Origin of the sequence: Sphingobacterium faecale (genome assembly GCF_016746095.1) — a bacterium.
GTDB classification, from domain to species: domain Bacteria; phylum Bacteroidota; class Bacteroidia; order Sphingobacteriales; family Sphingobacteriaceae; genus Sphingobacterium; species Sphingobacterium faecale.
Genome location: NZ_JAERTY010000005.1, coordinates 310,730 through 332,136 on the forward strand (window position 1 = coordinate 310,730; position 21,407 = coordinate 332,136).

At 39.3% G+C, this 21,407-nt stretch carries 15 protein-coding genes; 10 read left to right on the plus strand and 5 right to left on the minus strand.

Going from position 1 to position 21,407, the window contains the following annotated elements:
- Window positions 1-382 precede the first annotated feature (382 nt).
- The 10 genes from JKG61_RS11260 (at window position 383) to JKG61_RS11305 (ending at window position 15,327) form a co-directional block, all read left to right on the plus strand.
- A complete protein-coding gene (locus tag JKG61_RS11260) occupies window positions 383-1,348 on the plus strand; it encodes a fibronectin type III domain-containing protein (RefSeq protein ID WP_202103076.1) in 966 nt (321 codons plus the stop codon).
- 33 nt (window positions 1,349-1,381) lie between these two features.
- Window positions 1,382-4,450 carry a SusC/RagA family TonB-linked outer membrane protein gene (locus tag JKG61_RS11265; RefSeq protein ID WP_202103077.1) on the plus strand — a complete coding sequence of 1,023 codons (3,069 nt, stop codon included), beginning with the start codon at window positions 1,382-1,384 and terminating at the stop codon, window positions 4,448-4,450.
- A gap of 19 nt (window positions 4,451-4,469) precedes the next feature.
- Window positions 4,470-6,173, plus strand: coding sequence for a RagB/SusD family nutrient uptake outer membrane protein (locus tag JKG61_RS11270; RefSeq protein ID WP_202103078.1), 1,704 nt, complete (start codon window positions 4,470-4,472; stop codon window positions 6,171-6,173).
- Between the two features lie 14 nt (window positions 6,174-6,187).
- Complete coding sequence (locus tag JKG61_RS11275; protein WP_202103079.1) at window positions 6,188-7,438, plus strand: MFS transporter; 1,251 nt, start codon at window positions 6,188-6,190, stop codon at window positions 7,436-7,438.
- A gap of 10 nt (window positions 7,439-7,448) precedes the next feature.
- On the plus strand, window positions 7,449-8,561 hold the full coding sequence (locus tag JKG61_RS11280) for a metallophosphoesterase (protein ID WP_202103080.1): 1,113 nt from the start codon (window positions 7,449-7,451) through the stop codon (window positions 8,559-8,561).
- A gap of 29 nt (window positions 8,562-8,590) precedes the next feature.
- Window positions 8,591-9,967, plus strand: coding sequence for an FAD-dependent oxidoreductase (locus tag JKG61_RS11285; protein WP_202103081.1), 1,377 nt, complete (start codon window positions 8,591-8,593; stop codon window positions 9,965-9,967).
- 171 nt (window positions 9,968-10,138) lie between these two features.
- On the plus strand, window positions 10,139-11,842 hold the full coding sequence (locus JKG61_RS11290; RefSeq protein WP_202103082.1) for a calcineurin-like phosphoesterase C-terminal domain-containing protein: 1,704 nt from the start codon (window positions 10,139-10,141) through the stop codon (window positions 11,840-11,842).
- 284 nt (window positions 11,843-12,126) lie between these two features.
- Entirely contained in the window at window positions 12,127-12,534 is a 408-nt protein-coding gene (locus tag JKG61_RS11295) for a hypothetical protein (RefSeq protein ID WP_202103083.1), read from the plus strand.
- A 76-nt stretch (window positions 12,535-12,610) separates the two neighbouring features.
- The gene (locus JKG61_RS11300; protein ID WP_237249454.1) at window positions 12,611-13,891 is read left to right on the plus strand and encodes a type IX secretion system plug protein; all 1,281 of its coding nucleotides are present in this window, start codon (window positions 12,611-12,613) and stop codon (window positions 13,889-13,891) included.
- 8 nt (window positions 13,892-13,899) lie between these two features.
- Window positions 13,900-15,327 (plus strand): amino acid permease, encoded by a 1,428-nt coding sequence (locus tag JKG61_RS11305; RefSeq protein WP_317192406.1) that lies wholly within the window; start codon window positions 13,900-13,902, stop codon window positions 15,325-15,327.
- 38 nt (window positions 15,328-15,365) lie between these two features.
- On the opposite strand, the gene JKG61_RS11310 is transcribed toward JKG61_RS11305, so the two are convergent.
- From JKG61_RS11310 to JKG61_RS11330, 5 genes are all read right to left on the minus strand, one after another.
- A complete protein-coding gene (locus JKG61_RS11310) occupies window positions 15,366-16,928 on the minus strand; it encodes a calcineurin-like phosphoesterase C-terminal domain-containing protein (RefSeq protein WP_202103085.1) in 1,563 nt (520 codons plus the stop codon).
- 84 nt (window positions 16,929-17,012) lie between these two features.
- Window positions 17,013-17,690, minus strand: coding sequence for a (d)CMP kinase (gene cmk / locus JKG61_RS11315; protein ID WP_202103086.1), 678 nt, complete (start codon window positions 17,688-17,690; stop codon window positions 17,013-17,015).
- A 3-nt stretch (window positions 17,691-17,693) separates the two neighbouring features.
- A complete protein-coding gene (locus JKG61_RS11320; RefSeq protein WP_202103087.1) occupies window positions 17,694-18,107 on the minus strand; it encodes a hypothetical protein in 414 nt (137 codons plus the stop codon).
- Between the two features lie 3 nt (window positions 18,108-18,110).
- On the minus strand, window positions 18,111-20,462 hold the full coding sequence (gene topA, locus JKG61_RS11325; RefSeq protein ID WP_202103088.1) for a type I DNA topoisomerase: 2,352 nt from the start codon (window positions 20,460-20,462) through the stop codon (window positions 18,111-18,113).
- 81 nt (window positions 20,463-20,543) lie between these two features.
- Window positions 20,544-21,407: a UbiA-like polyprenyltransferase gene (locus JKG61_RS11330; RefSeq protein ID WP_202103089.1), complete on the minus strand. Its 864-nt coding sequence runs from the start codon at window positions 21,405-21,407 to the stop codon at window positions 20,544-20,546.

A 21,407-nucleotide genomic window follows, 5' to 3' on the forward strand; every position in this document is an offset into this window, starting at 1 on the left:
TGAAAACAAAGACCTTCAGCTGCTATAATTACTGTCCATGTATAAATACAGCAACACCGTTTTAAAAAAGCCAACTTTTTAAAACTTAGTATAAACCAAAATGAAAACAAATATTTATTCAAAAGTGTCAGCCTCTCGATGTTGACGCTAGGCCTATTCTTTGCTGCTTGTCGGAAAAACTTAAACGTGGATAATCTTAATGAGATAATGGATAATTGAAATGCAAATTCTGTTAAGATCAGAAGTTACTTAGCGACATTTCTTTGTTTTACTATATAAAATTTTCAAACTTTATTTTATATGGTAAAATAAAGTTTACATATTTGAATAATAGCAATTACGGTTAAACACCAACCAATATATAATATAAACTTAAAATGATATGAAAAACTTATTTCTATCCTGTTCCTTTTTATTGTCCATTATAATTAATCTGACAACGATGTCCTGCAAAGAAGAGACCGTTATAGTTAGGGGAACCACTGATATATTACCGGTTAACGTACGCATGTTAGCTTATACCAATTCTAGTATCACTGTGGGGTGGGATCATGTTGAAGGTGCTACTTCGTATACGATTCAACTACTGGATTCAAAAGATAGCGATAAGCCGTTAGACCGCTACATCGTTATAACTGAAGATTTTTACAAATTCAGTAGTCTGGAAGAGCTAAAAGGGTATTATGTCCGCGTAAGAGCGAATGTCAATTATGATACTGGAGACTGGAAATATATCATGAACAATAATCTGCCGGCTCGAATTATGCCCAAATATGGTTTTGTTGCTGATGATTTTAAAGAGCCTGACGTAGTTCCTAGCACTGAGCTTTATCCAAATTTTCCGGAAGGTTGGGAAATACATACAGCACCAGGAGGTAGAAAACCTTCTTTTACAGCAGTTGGACCTACCGGTGCAAACTCCGATATATTTCCCTCAGGCGAATGGTTAATGGAGGATATATATAGCATTTCTACGGCAAGTATGGTTAAGAATAGAGTTGGTGATTATGCTGTAATGTTCAGAGGTGGTGGCACTTATACTCCAAAACTAGCGATGAACTTTGATTTGACTAATGGAGCGTCCAAATTTTCCTTTATTTATGGTGCTGCTACTCAAAACGCAACGGATGCTGGGGGTGTACCTATTTATGTAAAAGTAGAATACTCACAAGACGCAGGAAAAACCTGGACTCAACTCGAAGATATATTAGAAGTTGCATCGGCAGAGATCCAATACTATAAAGAATATGAATTGAATATAAAAGGTCCAGTTCGGTTCAGAATTGGCAAGACGAATACGACAGCAGCCAGACTATTAGTTGACGAAATTGCAGTATACAAGAATTAAATCTACTTATTAAACAAATCAAACTTAAATAGCATGAGAAAATCAGTTTTAAAATTACTCGGTATTTATTCCTTGCTTTTGATTTCCATATCGCTATCTGCACAACATGCACGACAAGAGATATCAGGAAAAGTGACCGATGAACGTGGTGAATATCTATCGGGCGTTAGTATAAGCGTGATGAATGAAGATTTAAATACAACGACTAACGACAAAGGGGAATACCGTATTTCAGTTCCGATAAATAGGTCATCTTTTCTCCTCTTTAGTTACGTTGGGATGAAGTCACAGAAAATATCGGTACAGTCAACATCCAATACTTTAAACCTAGTTATGCTTGCTGAAGCCTTTAGTCTTGACGAGGTCGTTGCAATTGGCTATGGGACAGCAAAAAAAAAGGACATCACTGGATCGGTGGCTAGTGTAGAGGGGGGGCTCATAGCAAAGCGCAATATGTCACAACTATCACAGGCACTACAGGGGACAGTTCCAGGCTTGATGGTTACCAGGACCAATAGTCAACCGGGGGCCGGGGCAACGATCCGCGTAAGGGGTATAACAACCATTGGAGACTCAAATCCATTGGTTATAGTCGACGGGGTACCTGTTAATAGTATCAATGATGTAAATCCACAAGATATCCAAGATATTTCAGTATTGAAAGATGCAGCTTCAGCTTCAATCTATGGCGCTAGAGCGGCTGCAGGTGTAATTTTGATTACGACCAAAAGGGCGAATATTGGGCAAACAAATCTGGACTACAACGGAACTTACGGGGTTGAATCCGCTACACGCTTTCCTGAAATGGTGGGCGCGCAACGTTATTTAGACATGATTAATGAGTTTACCTGGAACGATGCTGGCAACAAGCCTGGTGAAGAATACGGATTGTATTCAAAAGATATCGTTGACAATTGGATAGAGCGTAATAAAACGGATCCCGATAGATTTCCAATAACAGCTTGGATTGACCTCATGATTAAAGATTATGCTCCTCGGCATAATCATCACTTGGGTGTTACTACAGGAGGAGATCGCCTCAGAACTCGGGCAAGTGTCAACTATGAAAAATCGAATGGCCTTTACGATTACAACTCTTTTGAAAGGGTGTCCACTCGGGTAAACAATCGTATTAAGGTAAATGACTTTATTGCAGTCGATGTAGACATGTCTTACAACTCACAACTTCGTAAATTGCCATCGATAAATCCCATTGAAAGTGCACAACGCTATGCTCCTATCTATGCTGCCACTTGGGCTGATGGTCGGATAGCAGGAGGTAAAAATGGAGCTAATATTTATGCAAGACTTCACCATGGCGGTTCAAGAGATGAATCTAGAAACATATTCTCAGGACGTGCTGCGTTAGAAATCAAACCAATACAGAATTTAACGCTCACAGGCGTATTTGCACCTCAGATTTATAACAGCAAGAGCAAGGATTTCAACAAGCAAATACCATATTATGATGCTGATGATCCGGCTTTATTTATCGCTTATATCGAAGGACATGAATCCACTTCGCTTACTGAAGGAAGAACGGAAGGAAAGGTCCTTACTACGCAGTTTTTAGCAAACTATAAAAAGCAATTTGCAGAGCATAGTTTAGATGGCATGTTGGGATACGAAGATTCCTATAATTTTGTTGAAGGTATGTCTGGAGCTGGTGAAAACTTTGAGCTTTCTGAGTTTCCCTATCTGGACTTAGCTCCATTGGATTTTCAAAAAGTAACGGGTAATGCCTATGAGACTTCTTATCGTTCTTTCTTTGGACGGATCATGTATGATTTTAAAGAGAGATACCTTCTTCAAGCGAATATCCGCTATGACGGTTCATCACGCTTTCATCCAGACCATAGATGGGGAGCATTTCCTTCTGTTTCGGCTGGATGGGTACTGACTAAAGAAAATTTTATACCCACCTCCCCTATTTTATCCTATTTGAAACTTCGTGCTTCTTGGGGACAATTGGGTAATGAACGCATTGGTAATTACCCTTATCAATCTTCATTAAATTATACTAATGCGTTATTTTACCGCGGAAACAATATTGTCTCGGCAACTACAGCTGCTCAAGTAAGTTATGCCATAAAAAATATCACCTGGGAAGTTACCGAATCGAAAAACATTGGAATTGACGCTTATTTCCTGAATAACAGGTTGGGGTTGACGGCTGATTATTACCATAAGACAACCAATAGGATGCTCTTAAAACTGGAAATCCCGGATTTTATGGGTTACGGAAAACCTAGTCAAAATGCGGGTACAATGAACACAAAGGGATGGGATACCCAACTGACCTGGCGTGATAAAAAAGACAAATTCCATTATTCGATCTCCTTAAACGTATCAGACTCAAAGTCGGTAATGGGCAATTTGAGTGGATTAGTCTTAGGCACTTCACAGATAACAAGGGAGGGCAGCGAATACAACGAATGGTATGGCTACCTATCAGACGGTCTATATCAAACAGCTGATGAGGTAGCAAACCAACCAAAACTGTACCCCTCCGTTAAGCCTGGTGACATCAAATACAAGGATATCAGTGGCCCTGATGGTGTTCCTGATGGAAAAATATCACCCGATTATGATATGGTACTACTTGGCGGTTCCTTGCCTCGGTATATTTTTGGAGGGCAACTTGAAGCTGGTTATGCAGGTATTGACTTCGCCATGGCTATTCAAGGAGTTGGTAAGCAAAATAATATGATGCCAGATGTCATGGTACGTCCTTTTATAAGTGCATGGACTACCCCACCATCGATTATAGATGGAAATTATTGGAGTATGTACAATACGGAGGAAAAAAATCTAGAGGCAAGTTATCCACGACTTTCCGTGACATCGGCCAATGGTAATAATTATATGTCTTCGGACTTCTGGCGGATTAGCGGGGCTTACTTCCGTGTTAAAAATATAACTCTCGGTTATACACTCCCAGAAAAAATTAATAAACACCTAAAGGTAAGCAACTTACGCATCTATGGATCAGCGACAGACTTGCTCTCTTTCGACAAATATCCTACTGGTTGGGATCCGGAAGCTGTGAGCAACTCTTATATAACAAAATCATTTCTTTTTGGCTTATCCTTAAAGTTTTAACCGTTTAAATTATATAGATATGAAATATATAACGCTTTTTATATGCCTAACCATGCTCTGCTTCTCCTGTGCAAAACTGGATTTGAATCCTCTCGCAGAAGGAGCTTCTGATAATTGGAACGAAAATGAAACTCAGATAAATATTTCGTTAAACGATCTCTACCGGATATATCTATGGGAGAATGAAACGAACTTTGGTCTGGAGCGAATGACGGATAACTGGAACCAAAGAGACCAGATCAATGCCTTTGCTGCCGGCTCTATTACGGGTCAATGGTCTATTGCTGAAAACACTTGGATAAATAGCTACAAAGGAATTGCAAGAGCCAACACTATATTAGAAAAAACAGAAGCTATCGATGGCGGGATTCCAGCTGCAACAATAAATCGATTTCGTGGTGAAGCTCGATTTATGCGAGCAGCGCTTTATGCTAATCTAATCTTTCATTATGGTGATGTGCCTTTTTATAAAACGTACATCACTATAGAAGAAGCCTTCGCTATGGGTAGAACGGATAAAAGTGTCATCCTTAAAGAAATATATGAAGATTTTGACTATGCAATAGCTACGCTGCCTGCAACTTATAATGCAGGTGAATTGAAAAGAGCAACCAAAGGCGCTGCAATGGCTTTCAAAGCTAGAGCGGCTCTATTAATGGGTGACTTTACTACAGCAAGAGACGCGGCTAAAGCTTGTATGGACCTAAAGGTATATACCTTGCATCCTGATTTCGGAGAATATTTCTTGCCTACGACTAAAAACTCAAATGAAACCATATTTGCTTTACCTAGATCGGTTGAACTGGGTGTATCTTGGACTACAACCAATTTTATAACGAGAAACGCTGGTGGGGCTTCTGTCGCTCAACCATCATGGGAGCTAATGTGCGCATTCTCCTGTGATGACGGTCTGCCAATTGATGAGTCTCCAAGGTACAATCCTCGAAACCCTTTTCTTAATCGTGATCCAAGATGTAAAGCAACTATAGTAGAATTTGGCACGGAGCATGTCGGTTTTATCTACGATCCTAATCCTTATGCCACTACGGTATTGAATGTTGCTACAGGAGCGATGATCCCCAACAAAGATTCGCGGGCTGTAGATCAATATGCGTCGTATAATGGGCTTACCTTAAAAAAATGGGTAGATAACAGCTGGACAGGTAATTTGAAAACTGACTACGATGTTATCCTCATGCGTTATGCGGATGTATTGCTAATGTACGCTGAAGCAAAAATTGAACTAAATGAAATCGATGATTCCGTATTGGCTGCAATAAATCAAGTAAGAGCAAGGGCTTATAAAAAGAATGTAACAGATGTCACGAAATACCCAGCGCTTAGCAATACGCATGTAGGTCAAAGCTATTTACGCAAGCAGATTCGTAATGAACGTCGAGTGGAACTGGCTTGGGAAAACAGACGATTTTATGATATCATAAGATGGCGCATAGCCGAAAAAGTACTCGTAAAACCTCATTATGGTATTTTAGATCAAAATGATCTGAAATCAAAAGTAGTAGATAAGGGTTTATGGTTTTTTCCTGGAATACCGGAAATTGATGAAGATTGGCTTCCTGATTTCACTGCGATGTATAATGCAGGATTGATTAAGGTTCTTGTACAAAGAGCTTTTGATAAGGAAAGGCAATACCTGTGGCCAATACCTACGAAGGAAATCTTAATTAATGAAAATTTAAAACCTCAAAATCCGGGATATTAGTAACATCATTGCATATGAGAAAAATACTATCAAAACCAGAAAACAGAAGATGGCTTATTGTTGCCGTTGCCTTCATTACCATTGTTATCAATTATATTGATAGACAGATTGTTTCTATACTTAAACCAATATTAAAGGTAGAGTTTAATCTTGATGATTCTGGTTATGCGATAATAGTTAATATTTTCACCATATGCTATGCGACGATGTATCCGGTCACGGGTTGGTTAGTAGATAAGTTTGGACCTAAGAAGATCATGTTCTGGGGAATAATTACCTGGTCTATGGCTTCTATTGGTGGTGGGATAGCTAGAACAGTTGGACAGTTTGGCTTTTTCAGAGGTTTATTGGGTCTGGCCGAGCCGACCAACTTTCCATCTACAGTAAAAATTACGACGATTTGGTTTCCTGGTAAGCTAAGAGCAACAGCCAATAGTTTATGTCAAGCGGGTGGGTCAATCGGAGCAATTATTGCGCCTCCCATCATCGCTTGGCTAACCATTCAATATGGTTGGCAGAGCGCATTCATAGTTATGGGAGTATTAGGTATACTGATCGCCTTCGCTTGGTTTTTTATTTACAAGGAGCCGCCAATGCATATTTTGGAAGAGAGCGTCCCGGTTGCTAAAAATGAAAATGCTATCCAATTTTCCTGGTTACAATTGTGGAAAACGAGAAGCCTCTGGGGGATATTATTGATCCGGTTTATAAGCGACCCTGTTTGGTATTTCTGCCTATTTTGGCTACCTGGTTACCTTCAGGAAGATTCGGGACTTAGCCTCGCACAGGTGGGAATGTTTGGCTGGATCCCTTTTTTACTGGCTGATTTTGGAGCCATTGGTTCATCTGCTTACTCCGATAGCTTGGTACGTAAAGGTTATTCGCCCTTATTAGCAAGAAAAAGGATGCTTAGCATCATCACTTGCCTTATGCCCCTTTGTATATTAACACCATTTATGACAAATGCTGCGGGAACTTTAATTGTATTCAGCATTATAGCAATGTCTTGCTTTAGTTGGCTTTTAACCATGAATGTGGTGGTAGCAGAAGCTTTCCCTATCCAAAATGTAGCTAGCGTTATCGGTATAGCCGGTGGCTTTGGGGCTTTAGGTGCTGTTGTTTTCAACACGTTTGTCGGGTCACTTATCGGTACTGTAGGTGCCGATAAGATATTCTTCGCTATGGCAGCTTTGCACCCTATAGCTTTGCTCCTGTTGTGGACTTTCGTAAGAAAGGAAAGTGTAAAATCTATAAACCATAATTAAATAAAATGTTATGACAAAAAAAATATTTCTGTTTCTATTTCTCTTTCTCAGTATAAGAAGCAATGCTCAATCGAACTTTCAAAAACCGCATTTAGAAAATAAGTCTTCCTGGTCTGTCATCTTGCTTCCAGACGTACAGAATTATTCAAAATGGAATCGTAATCAACCTATTTTGGATCTTATGATGGCTTGGATAGAAGATAATATCGATACTTTAAATATAAAAATGGTATTGTGCACAGGAGATCTTGTGGAACAAAATGATCTCATAATGCCTGCTAATAATGGTGATCAATCGGCCGAGAAGCAATGGAATTTTATATCGAAATCTTTCTCCAGACTGAATGGTAAAACGCCTTACATAGCCGCTGTCGGTAATCATGATTTTAGCATAGACAGCACCCTTAAACGAACTACTCGTTATGATGATTTCTTCAAAATCGATGATAATTGGCTGAATAAAAAAGCGTTAGTGCAAAACGGCACAAATGAATCAGCACAGCAATCTTTACAGAACGCGGTGTATGAGGTGAAATCAATAAATGGCGGTAAAGATTACTTATTTATGACTATCGAATACGCACCTCGTGATACCGTATTAGGTTGGGCAAGCAAAATAACTAGGTTAGAGCAGTACAAAAATCACCGTATTGTTTTACTAACGCATGTATATCTAAGTCCAGAAGACAAACAGTGGGACGGTCAAAATCGATGGATCATCTACCAACCTTATGTTATTGATAATAAAACTTTGAAATCAGAGCGATATCTACTCCCTTTTTCCAATAATGGTAAACAGATATGGGAAAAACTTGTGAAACCAGCAGATAATATAGAAATGGTACTAAGTGGGCATATATTAGGAGAAGGCTACAGAATGGATAAAAACCATATAGGAAAGCCAGTACATCAGATGTTGTTCGACATGCAGGGTGAAGGTGGTGGTCATATTGAAGGCAATGGTGGGGACGGCTGGCTACGAATACTAGAGTTCTTTCCAGATAACAAAACCGTAAAAGTTAAGACGTATTCCCCTTTATTCGGTTCTTCGCCATCCACTCGAAATCTAGCTTGGAGGAAAGATGGAAGAAATGAATATACTATGCAATTCCAAGAGAAATAATAACAATTAATTTAAATACATAAAAAAAAATGAAAAAGTACGTTGAAAAGCAAAGAGAGATTCCAGTAATTGACGAAGTCGATGTGCTCGTTGTAGGTGGTGGTCCTTCTGGAGTTGGGGCAGCGATAGGTGCTGCAAAAGCGGGTGCGAAGACCATGGTTATTGAAAACTTAGGCTCATTTGGAGGAATGTGGACCAACGGAATGGTGATCACACTGGCAGGCTTCAACAATTGGCTACGTCCCTACGAAAGGTATGTAGATGGTGTAATGGGCGAATGGTTAGTTCGTGCCGAAAAACGAAATGGTGCAGCAAACAATAAAAGCTGGGTTTTGCATTCTGACCCTGAGATTATGAAGTCAGTGGCTGATGACATGATGGAAGAATATGGGGTGAAATGTTTACTACATACTTGGGCTGCAGATGTCATACTTGAAGATAATACACTCAAAGGCATTATCGTGGAAAACGTGGATGGTCGACAGGCAATAATGGCAAAAAATATAATAGACTGTACGGGGAATGGTGTTGTTTTTGAAAAAGCTGGAGCAGCGTTTACAATGCCAAAGGAAATGCAGCCTATGACTATTGGTTTTTTTCTTGCTGAAGTGGAACCCAATACTTTTATCGACTACGAAGAGAATATTTTAATTCCGATAGGACCTGAACCTGGATACTTAGAAGGTGATGTGCTAACGGCATATCAATCGGCGCGAAGAGATGTTGATGTTGATCGCTTTAAATTAAAACAGGCACGTAAAAGTGGTGAGTTTCCAGAATATGGGGGACCTTGGTTTGGCGGACTACGGGAAAATTTCCCTTGGGTGAATACAACGCGGGTATATGCAAATGGTGTTGTAGCCGCTGAGGTGACTAGGGCCGAAATGGAAGGAAGACGCAATGCTCATAAAATTGCGGATTTCTATAGAAAAGAAATGAAAGGTTTTGAAAAAAGCTGGCTTATGTCCAGTGCATCAACTATAGGCATAAGAGAGACTCGACAATTGGATGGAGAGTATAGGTTGACAGGGAAAGACGTTATGGATAACAAAAGCTTTGATGATACCATAGCTATGTGTGCTTGGGCTATCGACATACACCCGCAGGCTGGGTTCTCTGGTCAACATAGGCTATATGTCCCATTGCCTTTTGAAATACCCTATCGTATTATGGTTCCACAGGTCATTAATAATCTCTTAGTGTCTGGGCGCTGTGTCTCCGTAGATCGAGAGGCAATGGCAGCACTGAGAGTAGGTGCTACTTGCGGTGCTATGGGGCATGCAGCAGGTGTAGCGGCAGCGTTGTCCTCGCTTAACGACATTTCTGTTAGGAACATTGATGTTAAAAAAGTACAGAATGAACTATTACGTCAAAATGCGATAATTGCTCCAATTACGCAGAAGTAAGCTAGTATTTTAATAAATTGATAAAAAATATTATGGTATAATCTTACGGGTGTACTAGTAAGATTATACCTCCATCTTAGCGATTATAAACAGCCTTGGCCAAGTATAATTAAATAGTAACGAACCATACCATTTCCCTTATTTTAATAGACTTTTTAAAAATTTGCACTGATGAAGAAAAGCAACTTTAGTAATATTTCAAGAAGATTATTTATAGGAAGCCTTCTTCCAATAATAGGCTTTGCTAGCTGCTCAAAGAATAATGATAGTGAAACTAAAACAGGTACTCCTGATGGAGGTAAAAATATTCCGGACAAGGACGGTATGACCGTAAAAGGAGTGGTACTTTCTAACAATACCGGGGTCGCAAATGTGGTTGTTTCCGATGGAATTGTAGTTACAAAAACCGATGTGAATGGCATTTACTACCTCCCATCTACAAAATTGAATCCGTATGTGTTTATTTCTATTCCTGGCAATTACGAAGCAGCTCCCGAACGTGGCATACCAAAGTTTTTTCAATCCTTAAATCTAGCTGCCAATGTCGTAGAAACGAAAAACTTTGAACTCATTGCAGTAGACAACACAAACCATGTAGTATTGGCTATGGCAGATTTACATTTGGCAAACCGAAATAATGATATCTCACAGTTCGAATCGGGATTTATTAACGATGTTAATGAGGTTATTAAAACATATAAAGATAGTGGAACTAAGATTTATGGACTAACATTGGGTGATTTAACCTGGGACAGCTATTGGTATGCTAACAATTATTTTTTAGATGATTATCGTGCCGCAATGATTAAAATTAACACTTCTATTTTTAATATTATGGGAAATCATGACAATGATCCATATTATACCGATGACCATAAAGCAGCACATGCTTTTCGAACATCAATTGGCCCCTCCTATTACTCTTTTAATTTAGGTAAGGTGCATTATGTAGTTCTCGATAATGTAGAATACGTAAATACGGGGGGAACCATAGGAACTATTGGCGACCGATCATATAACGCTAAAATAGTAAGTACACAAATGGATTGGCTCAAGAAAGATCTGTCCATGATTGACAAATCAACTCCTATAGTAGTCGCTATGCATATACAACTCAACAATAGACCGGTATTAAATTCTTCTGGAAAGCTATCATCTACCGTCCGGTTAAGTAATGGAGATGAACTCTTAGCTATCCTTAACGACTTTAATAAAGTTCATATCCTTACAGGCCACACTCATATCAACTATGTCTGGGAAAATTCGGCTTCGGTAACGGAACACAATACGGCTGCCGTATGTGCTACATGGTGGTGGACAGGAAGAGACGGCTACGCTGGAAATCACATTTGTAAAGATGGTAGTCCTGGTGGATACAGTATTTGGGAAGTAAACGGTAAAGATCTAAAATGGCAGTATAAAGGAATAGGTCAACCTAAAGACTATCAATTTAGAGCTTATGACCTTAATAAATGTCATATTACGGCGGCTAAATTTGCACCAAAGACAACAGATCAATTGTTAAAATCTTATGCAGGTGAGTATGCTAATCCAAATCTTAAAAATGAGGTTCTGATTAATGTATGGGGATTTGACGAAAAATGGAAAATAGAAGTTACAGAAAATGGAAATCTACTTCCTGTGACTCGAGTGGAAGTAAAAGATCCTCTTCATATTATTTCTTATGAAGCATTTCGTCTAAACGAGAATGCTACGCCAACTAGTGACTTTACTTCATCAAATGCAAATCATATGTTTAAAGTTACTGCTTCAAATGCTACAAATACGCTAATAATCAAAGTTACAGATAGATTCAATCGGCAATATACGGAAACCATGATCAGACCAAAAGAATTGACGTACAGTATGAAGTAACATTTTTTTAAAACTAATATCCCTTTCTCTACTATTAAGTCCGAGTGACGTCTCAGGACAGTTAGAAGGAGGTTTTTTGTCTGTTTACTCCGCTCCTCTTGTTATCACTTATCTATTTAAAGCACGACAACCACACTAGCTATAAATAACGATACAATAAATACAAAATGAGCAGCCCCTGGATTAGACTTTATGCAATGAAGAAGTAGATATTTTTAAAATCATTTGCTCATTATATAAACATATCTAGTATCTTTAATCTATCAAGTAATGGTATAACTCATATGACAGAAGCAAATACTCCCCCAAAGAAGAGAAGAGCAAAGCTAAAAAGCTTTTTAGGCTGGGCATTTTTAGTTATTATGTTAGCTTTTGCTGGTATTCTCTATTTTCAATACTATTTTGTATTCGGAGAAGGCGTAAAATCAGGCTATCTCAATTATGCAGTAAAAAAAGGAAATCTTTTTAAAACCTATGAAGGCAAATTGATCCAGGAAGGGTTCGGAGCAGGGCGAGCTGGAAGCTTGACAAGTAACGAATTTGTCTTTTCTGTTGAAAATGATTCTATATTTAGAGAGTTGGAAACCAATAGTGGCAAATTTTTCGATCTGCATTACAAAGAGTACCATGGAGTCGTTCCTTGGCGGGGCAATACCAAATATATTGTCGACCGTATCGTACAAATGAAATAATGTTAGTATAAATCTCCCATTTTGGGAATACCTTTCTATGTTAAGAATAACACCTCTCACGATAGTTTTTATTCTTATGCAATTGTCCTTTCAAGCACATGCGCAAAAGAAGAAAAAAAAGCGAATTGCCATGGAGCAGTCTCCAAAACAAGAACTTATCTATGACAATATCAATTATCTGAATGCTATAAAGACTGTTCAATTATCGCCTACAGGCAAAGAAAATCAACTCCCTATATATACATTAGGTGATGCAGACCTCTTGGTTCTATCTTTCGATGATCTACGGGCAGATGTACGCGATTATTATTACAGTATCGAACACTGTAATGCCGATTGGACTCCGAGCCGGTTATCGGCATTAGATTATGCAGAGGGATACAACGAGGATCGTATTGTAGATTTCAAACAATCACAAGGTAGTATGATCCCTTATACCCATTATAAGACCATATTTCCGAACGAGTATGTCAAGCCTAAGGTCGCTGGAAACTTTCTACTGAAGATATACGAAGATGCCGATAAGGAGCGATTGATCCTATCCCGAAAATTCTATGTATTAAAACCTTTGGTCGTCGTAGAAAATCAAATCCTATCTTCTAGCTTTACCGACAAACGGCTTTCTAACCAAAAACTAAATATCACCCTTAAAACAGGGCTGACAATCTCCAATCCACACCAGGATATACAACTGCATGTGATGCAAAATCAACGTTCTGATAACATGATGATCCTGAGGACTCCCATGTTTATAGGTACCGGTGAGATTAAGTATAACAATAGTGAAACACTGGACTTCGCTGCCAATAATGAGTTTAGATATGTTGACTTGCGCTCTTTCAAGGGCGGTTCTGCACAGATAAGACAAATAGATATAGACAGCTTGGTAAACATAGAGCTATTTACGGACCAGGATAACCGCGATAACACATATGCTACAACATATGATGAGAATGGAAAATTCTATGTGCGCAATCTAGATTATGATAATGCAGATATAGGTGGCGATTATGCAAATGTTGACTTCTCGTTACTTACCACACAAAAAGTAACAGGGGACATATATGTTGTAGGTGGTTATAATAATTATCAGCGTACCCCAAACAACAAGCTAGAATATGATGCTGCCACAGAAAAATGGATCGTACGCCAACGTCTAAAACAGGGACTTTACGACTACGAATATGTCTTGGAGACAGAAGATGGTAAAGTAATTACCGATGCGTTCTCAGGCAGTCATTTCCAAACAGGGAATGACTATCAGATTCTCGTCTACTACCGCCGTACCGGAACTTATTGGGATGAGCTTCTAGGATTCGGGCAAATTTCTATCAATAACAAAGAAAACAAAAACTAACCAAGATCGTGAACGATAATAAAGACCAAAAATTAAAACGGGGATTAACAAACAGACATATACAGCTCATAGCTCTAGGCGGAGCGATAGGTACAGGCTTATTTCTAGGGATAGGTAAAGCAGCTGTATTAGCAGGCCCCTCCGTACTACTCGGCTATGCCATCGCAGGGATAATTGCTTTCTTCATTATGCGCCAATTGGGCGAGATGGTAGTCGAAGAACCCGTGTCAGGAAGTTTTTCTTATTTTGCAAACAAGTATTGGGGTGGATTTGCGGGGTATGCCTCAGGATGGAACTATTGGGTTCTTTATATACTGGTAAGTATGGCTGAACTCACGGCGATCGGAGTATATGTACAGTTTTGGTGGCCTGAAATTCCGTTGTGGGTTTCCAGTCTATTCTTTTTTATCGTGGTAAATGCGCTTAATCTTTCCTCTGTTAAAGTTTACGGCGAAACCGAGTTCTGGTTTTCTATTATTAAAGTTATAGCTATCGTCGCTATGATTATTTTCGGGAGTTATCTCCTCCTATCCGGTTCAGGAGGAGAAGGAGCTACTGTACAAAACCTATATAATGATGGCGGCTTCTTTCCAAAAGGATGGCTAAGCGTAGCTGAAGATGGTAGTTATCACGGTCTACTCGCCGCATTGGTGATGATCATGTTCTCATTTGGTGGCCTTGAATTGGTAGGTATCACTGCAGCCGAAGCGGAAAATCCGGAGAAAAATATTCCTCGGGCGACGAATCAGGTTCTAATCCGAATCTTGATTTTCTACGTCGGAGCATTATTCATACTCTTTTCCTTAATGCCATGGCGAAGTATAACGGCGGACACAAGTCCATTCGTAGAAGTATTCAATAGTTTGAATTCTTTTCAGTTTACATTATTTAATAAAACTTATTATTTCACAACCATTATTGCGAATGTGCTGAATGTTATTGTGCTTACAGCAGCCCTATCTGTCTACAACAGTTCGGTATATAGCAATTCGAGAATGTTGTACGGTTTAGCGGAGCAGGGAAACGCACCTAAATTCCTCAATAAATTAAATAAAAACCATGCTCCTATTGCTGCCATACTAGTATCCGCAGCCTTAGTTGCGATCTGTATTGTGGTCAATAAACTGATCCCAGATAGAGCTTTAGAGATCTTGATGTCGCTCGTTGTCTCCTCTCTAATCATTAATTGGATTATGATTAGCTGGACACATTTTCACTTCAAGAAAAGTAAAATAAAACAAGGTAAGACGACAAAGTTTCCAAGCTTATTTTATCCTTTCAGCAATGTAATATGTTTATTGTTCTTACTTGCGGTTTTGATTATGATGTGGTTTACAGGATTGAAAATCTCCGTAGAGCTGATCCCTATATGGCTTATACTCCTGTATATTAGTTACGTTATCGTAAATTCAAAAAAGAAAAAGAAGGAAGTTTAACCTCAATAAGATAATAAAGGAGGCTGAAGCCCCCTTTATTACTTTATAACTTCTAGCTCTTTCATCGCGTCATGCTGTTTTCCGTACATATCCTTAGTGCGGATTTTAATCTGATAGTTTCCAGGTTTAAGACCTGGCAATTTAAATTCCCATAGATGAGAGGAATTTACAGCATCGGATGGTCTTCTACCTTCTAAAAGACCGGTCGCATTATCAAACTTCAAAACTTCATAAACATAGCTTGGATCCGGTTTTTGTACGTAATTCATCTTCTTCCATTCGTTGCCATCCAAACTATACTCTACTACATCCTCCGATCTTCCCATGAAGAAATTTGCATACACTTTGTACCGCTTGGCGTGCTTTGCTTCTATAGCATTAGGTGCGATAACCTTAATCTGATATGCCGGTGTCTCTCCTGCTACTTTATAGTCAAAACTATACATATTGTCATTAACATTCAAAATAGCATATCCTTTTGGCGTACCATCACGCATGGTCGAGACAGGTACCCCCTGCTTATTTAAAACTCCAGAATACCAATCGCCAGAAGTCGTACCTACATTGTACTCGTGATGTGGCTTGTCTTGAGACCATCCATCCTTTCTACCGTAAAAGTTTTGTTGTTGATAATGTGTATGCGCAGATAAGGATACAGTATTAGGATAATCTTTCAATATATCGAAAAGACGCTGTCTGTCCTCATTACGGAATACATTAGAGTTCTCATGATAGAGTGGTATATGAAATGCCAAAACGATAAGTTTATCTTTGGATACAAACTTCAGATCATTCTCTACAAAGTCGAGCTGATCTTTACGAAATCCTCCCAAGTACCCCTTTCCCGTACGCGGGTTAGGATAGATGATATTATCCAATACGATAAAGTGGGCATTGCCATAATTAAAAGAGTAATTATTGGGGCCAAAGGCCATTTCAAAACTCTCGTCAGACAATGAATCTGCGCTGACATCGTAATTCATATCATGGTTCCCCATTACATTATGCCAAGGTACACCAATGCTTCCTACTGTCTGCTTATAAGGTATATGGAGGCTTAAGTCATCTCCTACGAGGTCACCAAGACTTATTCCGAACTGAATGCTCTCCTTATTAGAAATATCGTCGATCACTCCACGTTTAAAGAAGCCAAGTTCTTCTTTTGTATAGGCTTGTGGATCGCCAAAGATCAATGCTTTAAATGTTTTAGATTCCGTTTGATAGTATACCGGAAAATCTAATGACTTGGGGAGAGTGCCTGTTGCTGAACTCGCAGGATACTTTAGGTTTGGTGATCCTAAGGGTTTATGTATATAATAAAAAACGGGATGATTATACTCGTCAACGGGAAAAGAAAAGCCTTCAGGTTTTATGACAAAAATAATATTGTCGTTTTGTACCGGGAGCACGTAGTTACCGGATTTATCAGTCTGTACAACCTCCCTGCCATTACTAACACTAACACCCGAAACGCCTTTTTCATTTCTCTCTCGGGTGCCATTTCTATTGGCGTCGATAAAAACAGTCCCCTTCACCAACTCCTGAGCCTGGACAGTACCGAGCCCCAACAGTGCACTTGTTACTAAAATTCTAATATTCATAATAATTTGTTTCCCAAAAGTACATTTAAGATACAAACTAATATTTAATATAGTGTTAAGTAACTATTAAGAATAGAAAAAGGACTATTTCTTCCGTTTTACATACTCTTCGACTACGAAAGCCAATTGCTGCTCTTGGTTCAAATCCGAGTTATCTAAAATTATAGCGTCATCAGCTTGTCGCAAAGGACTTTCAGCACGTGTGCTATCAATCCTGTCCCGATGTTCGAGATTAGCTTTCACCTCTTCCATAGTGACTTCTTCTCCCTTTGCCGTCAGCTCAGCATAACGTCTCTCAGCACGGACCTCAGAATTGGCCGTCATAAAAATCTTCAAATCCGCATCAGGGAATACTGTTGTACCGATATCACGGCCATCCATTACAATATTACGCTTTTGTCCCAGTTTTTGTTGCTGGGCTACCATAGCGATGCGTACTTCTTTAATGGCACTCACTTCACTCACATAATTTGAAATCTCCATCCTACGGATCTCTAAAGATACGTCCTCGTCATTCAAAAAAATCTGTGTCTGCTCGGTATTCGGAATAAAATCGATATGAATTTGCTTCAACGCATCTGATACAGATTCCTGATCTCTTAAATTAATACTATGCCGTAAAAAAAATAAGGTTACCGCTCTATACATCGCTCCACTATCGACAAAAACGAAATTAAGCTTTTTCGCCAAGGCTTTTGCTACTGTACTCTTACCGCAAGATGAGAAGCCGTCTATTGCTATAATAAAATTACTCCTTGCCATTTTTTAACTATTACCTCCGATTAATACACCAGGTTTATTAACCAATGGTACCTTAGATAAATTTTCGTCCACTATACTCTCCGGTAAGAAAATATATTTCTTATCATAAATCGTACCCTCTATATAGTAGCTCAACCAATATTCATTAGTAAGACCAAATACCTGTTGATCAATAGCTTCTATACGAATAGAACTAGTAGCCGCTATATCACCGAGAAAATGGCGCAAAGTTGTAGTCTTCACTTCTCTTTCCTCCTGCATCCCATACCCTTTGGATGTGACGAAAACATTCCTTAACGGGATATCTTTTTCATTAACCAGATATACATTCCATGATTTTTGAACAGGAGATTCACTCTCCAACACTACCGCTATAGAAATATTCTCTACAACATTAACCGGCAAGTCTTTCTTCATCTGCTACTTTTTTTTTGTAGTCGCTCTCTTTGTTGTTTTTTTTGTGGACTTTCCTCCTTTTGTATCCTCTTCTGCCCACTTCAAAACGTCGGCATATGTTATAGCCTGGATATCCGTTCCTTTAGGAATTTTCAAATTCTGTTTACCAAAACGAACAAAAGGCCCCCATCTCCCGTTTTCTATCTGCGCGTCCGGATTCTCATCAAATACACGGATTACTTTTTCAATATCCTTCTGTCTTTTTTCTTTGATTATCTCGATAGCCTGCTCCTGACTTACATCTAAAGGGTCTAATCCTTTTGGCAAGGAGTAAAAGGCTGAATTATGCCTGATATAAGGACCAAATCGCCCAATAGCAACAGTCATTTCTTTTTCTTCAAACTCTCCCACTTTTTTAGGTAGTTTGAATAATTCCATAGCTTCCTCAAAAGTGATAGTTTCAATCATCTGTCCTTTACGTAAGGAAGCAAAGCGAGGCTTTTCTTCATCATCAGCCGAACCGATCTGAACCAATGGTCCAAATCGCCCTACACGAACGCTCACAGGCTTTCCTGTAGCAGGATCTACCCCTAATTCACGCTCATGGGTGGCTCGATCAGCATTTTCAAGCGTATCTTGTACCTCGTGGTGAAAAGGGCGGTAGAAGTTCTCCAACATATCAGTCCATTCCTTACTTCCATGCGCGATCTCATCAAACTCTTTTTCGACACTGGCGGTAAAGTTAAAATCGACAATATCTTTAAAATGTTCGACTAAAAAATCATTGACCAATACCCCGATGTCTGTCGGAAACATCTTGTTCCGTTCGACTCCGGTCATCTCTGTCTTGATATTCTCGTTTACTACTCCATTATCAAGGGTCAATACACGATAATCACGGGGTTTTCCATCGCGATCCTCTTTAACAACATATCCTCGATTCTGAATAGTCGAGATAGTCGGCGCGTATGTAGAAGGTCTTCCGATCCCCAACTCTTCTAGTTTCTTTACCAATGAAGCTTCTGTATACCGTGCTGGAGGTCTTGAGAAGCGCTCTGTAGCCGACATTTGATTCAATATCAAAGCCTGCCCAGCTTCTAATGGGGGTAACAAAGCATTGTCCGATTCTGTATCCCCTGTAACATCTCCCTCGTCATCGGTAGATTCCATATAAACCTTCAAAAAACCATCGAAACGCATAATCTCCCCTGTTGCGGTCAATTCCTCCTTACGGGTAGATATACTGATTTTTGCTACAGTCTTTTCAAACTCTGCTTCACTCATCTGCGAAGCGATAGCACGCTTCCAAATCAGTTCATACAACCGTCTTTCAGAGGCATCCCCATCAATGCTGTGCTCAGAAAAGTAAGTAGGCCGTATAGCTTCGTGAGCTTCCTGTGCACCAGCGGACTTTGTTTTATATTTTCTTAACTTATGGTACTTCTCGCCATAAGCTTTGACAATTTCATTCTCTGCCGCTTTAATCGCTGTATCGGACAAGTTAACAGAATCGGTACGCATATAGGTGATCCGACCTGCTTCGTACAAACGCTGTGCAACCTGCATTGTCCTGGCAACAGAAAATCCCAGTTTACGGCTTGCCTCCTGTTGTAAAGTCGACGTGGTAAACGGCGCTGCAGGATTTCTTTTAGCTGGTTTTTTCTCTAACGTAGAGACAGCAAAACTAGCATTTATGCTATCATTCAAAAATGCTTTAGCTTCTTCTTTCGTATCAAAACGATGAGGTAGCTCTGCTTTAAATAGCTCCTTCCCCTTTCCGGTATGAAAAACAGCTACGATCTTGAAAGCAGCATCAGCATGGAAACGATTTATCTCTCGCTCTCTTTCGACAATCAAACGTACTGCAACCGATTGAACACGCCCCGCCGAAAGCGATGGTTTTACTTTTCTCCATAATACAGGAGAAAGTTCAAAACCTACCAATCTGTCCAAAACACGTCTGGCTTGCTGTGCGTTCACCAAGTTGTAATCAATCTTACGTGGATTTTCAATAGCTTTTAAAATCGCAGGTTTAGTGATTTCGTGAAAAACGATACGTTTAGTAGCATCTTCTTTCAGCCCCAACGTTTCAAATAAATGCCAGGAAATCGCTTCTCCCTCCCGGTCCTCATCAGATGCTAGCCATACGGTTTCCGCAACTTTGGCCAACTTCTTTAATTCGCTGACTACTGCCTTCTTATCAGCAGGAACCTCGTATTTTTGTTTAAATTTATTATCGGTATCAATAGCGTCATCAGTCTTCACTAGATCACGGATATGTCCATAACTCGACTTCACAAGAAAATCACTACCCAAGTATCCTTCTATCGTCTTTGCCTTTGCCGGCGACTCTACTATCAACAAATTTTTAGCCATTAACTTTATAAGATTTCTGCAAATATTACTATTTCAAAATGGAATGACAATTATTTTTACTAATAATATTGTAAAACTTATCTACAACTTCCAGTGATCAACCAAAACATCCAACAGGTAGAAGCAAGCGAAAACAACAGAAGCTATACCATTTGTTGTCATAAAAGCTCTGTCTACACGGCTCAGATCCGTAGGACTTACAATACGATGTTGGTAAATCAATAAACCGCCATACAACACTACACCTAGGTAGTATAACACACCAACTTCGATAGAAAAGGCCGGAAGCAGCACAAAAAGAAATGAAAAGATATGCAATACTTCTGAAATACGTAAGGCCTTCGCCCCTCCAAAATTAGCAGGAATAGATTTTAAATTATGAGCTCTATCAAAATCCTCATCCTGAAGCGCATATATAATATCAAAACCACTCACCCAAGTCAATACCGCTAATCCATACCATATCGGAACAATATCAAACTGACCAGTCACTGCTAGATAGGCACCTACAGGGGCTAGCCCTAATCCCAAACCCAAGACCAAATGGCAAAGGGGGGATATCCGCTTCATATACGAATAGAATAATATCACAAACAAGGCTGCAGGTGACAATAGCAAGCACATCGGGTTGATGAAGTAGGTAGCAATCGTAAAAACAATACAGTTTAAAATAGTAAATGTAAGCGCTGCATGAGGACTGATCCGTCCTGCTGGAATATCACGAACCGCAGTCCGCGGATTAAGCGCGTCTACATCTCTATCTAAGTATCTGTTAAACGCCATGGCTGCATTACGGGCCGTAACCATACAGAGAAGCATCAATCCAAATAGTTTCCATTCGAATTGATAACTTGTCGTTGATATCGCTAAAAAAAAACCAATAATAGCAAAAGGGAGTGCAAATACGCTATGCGCAAATAACACTAATGACATGTATTTCTTCAT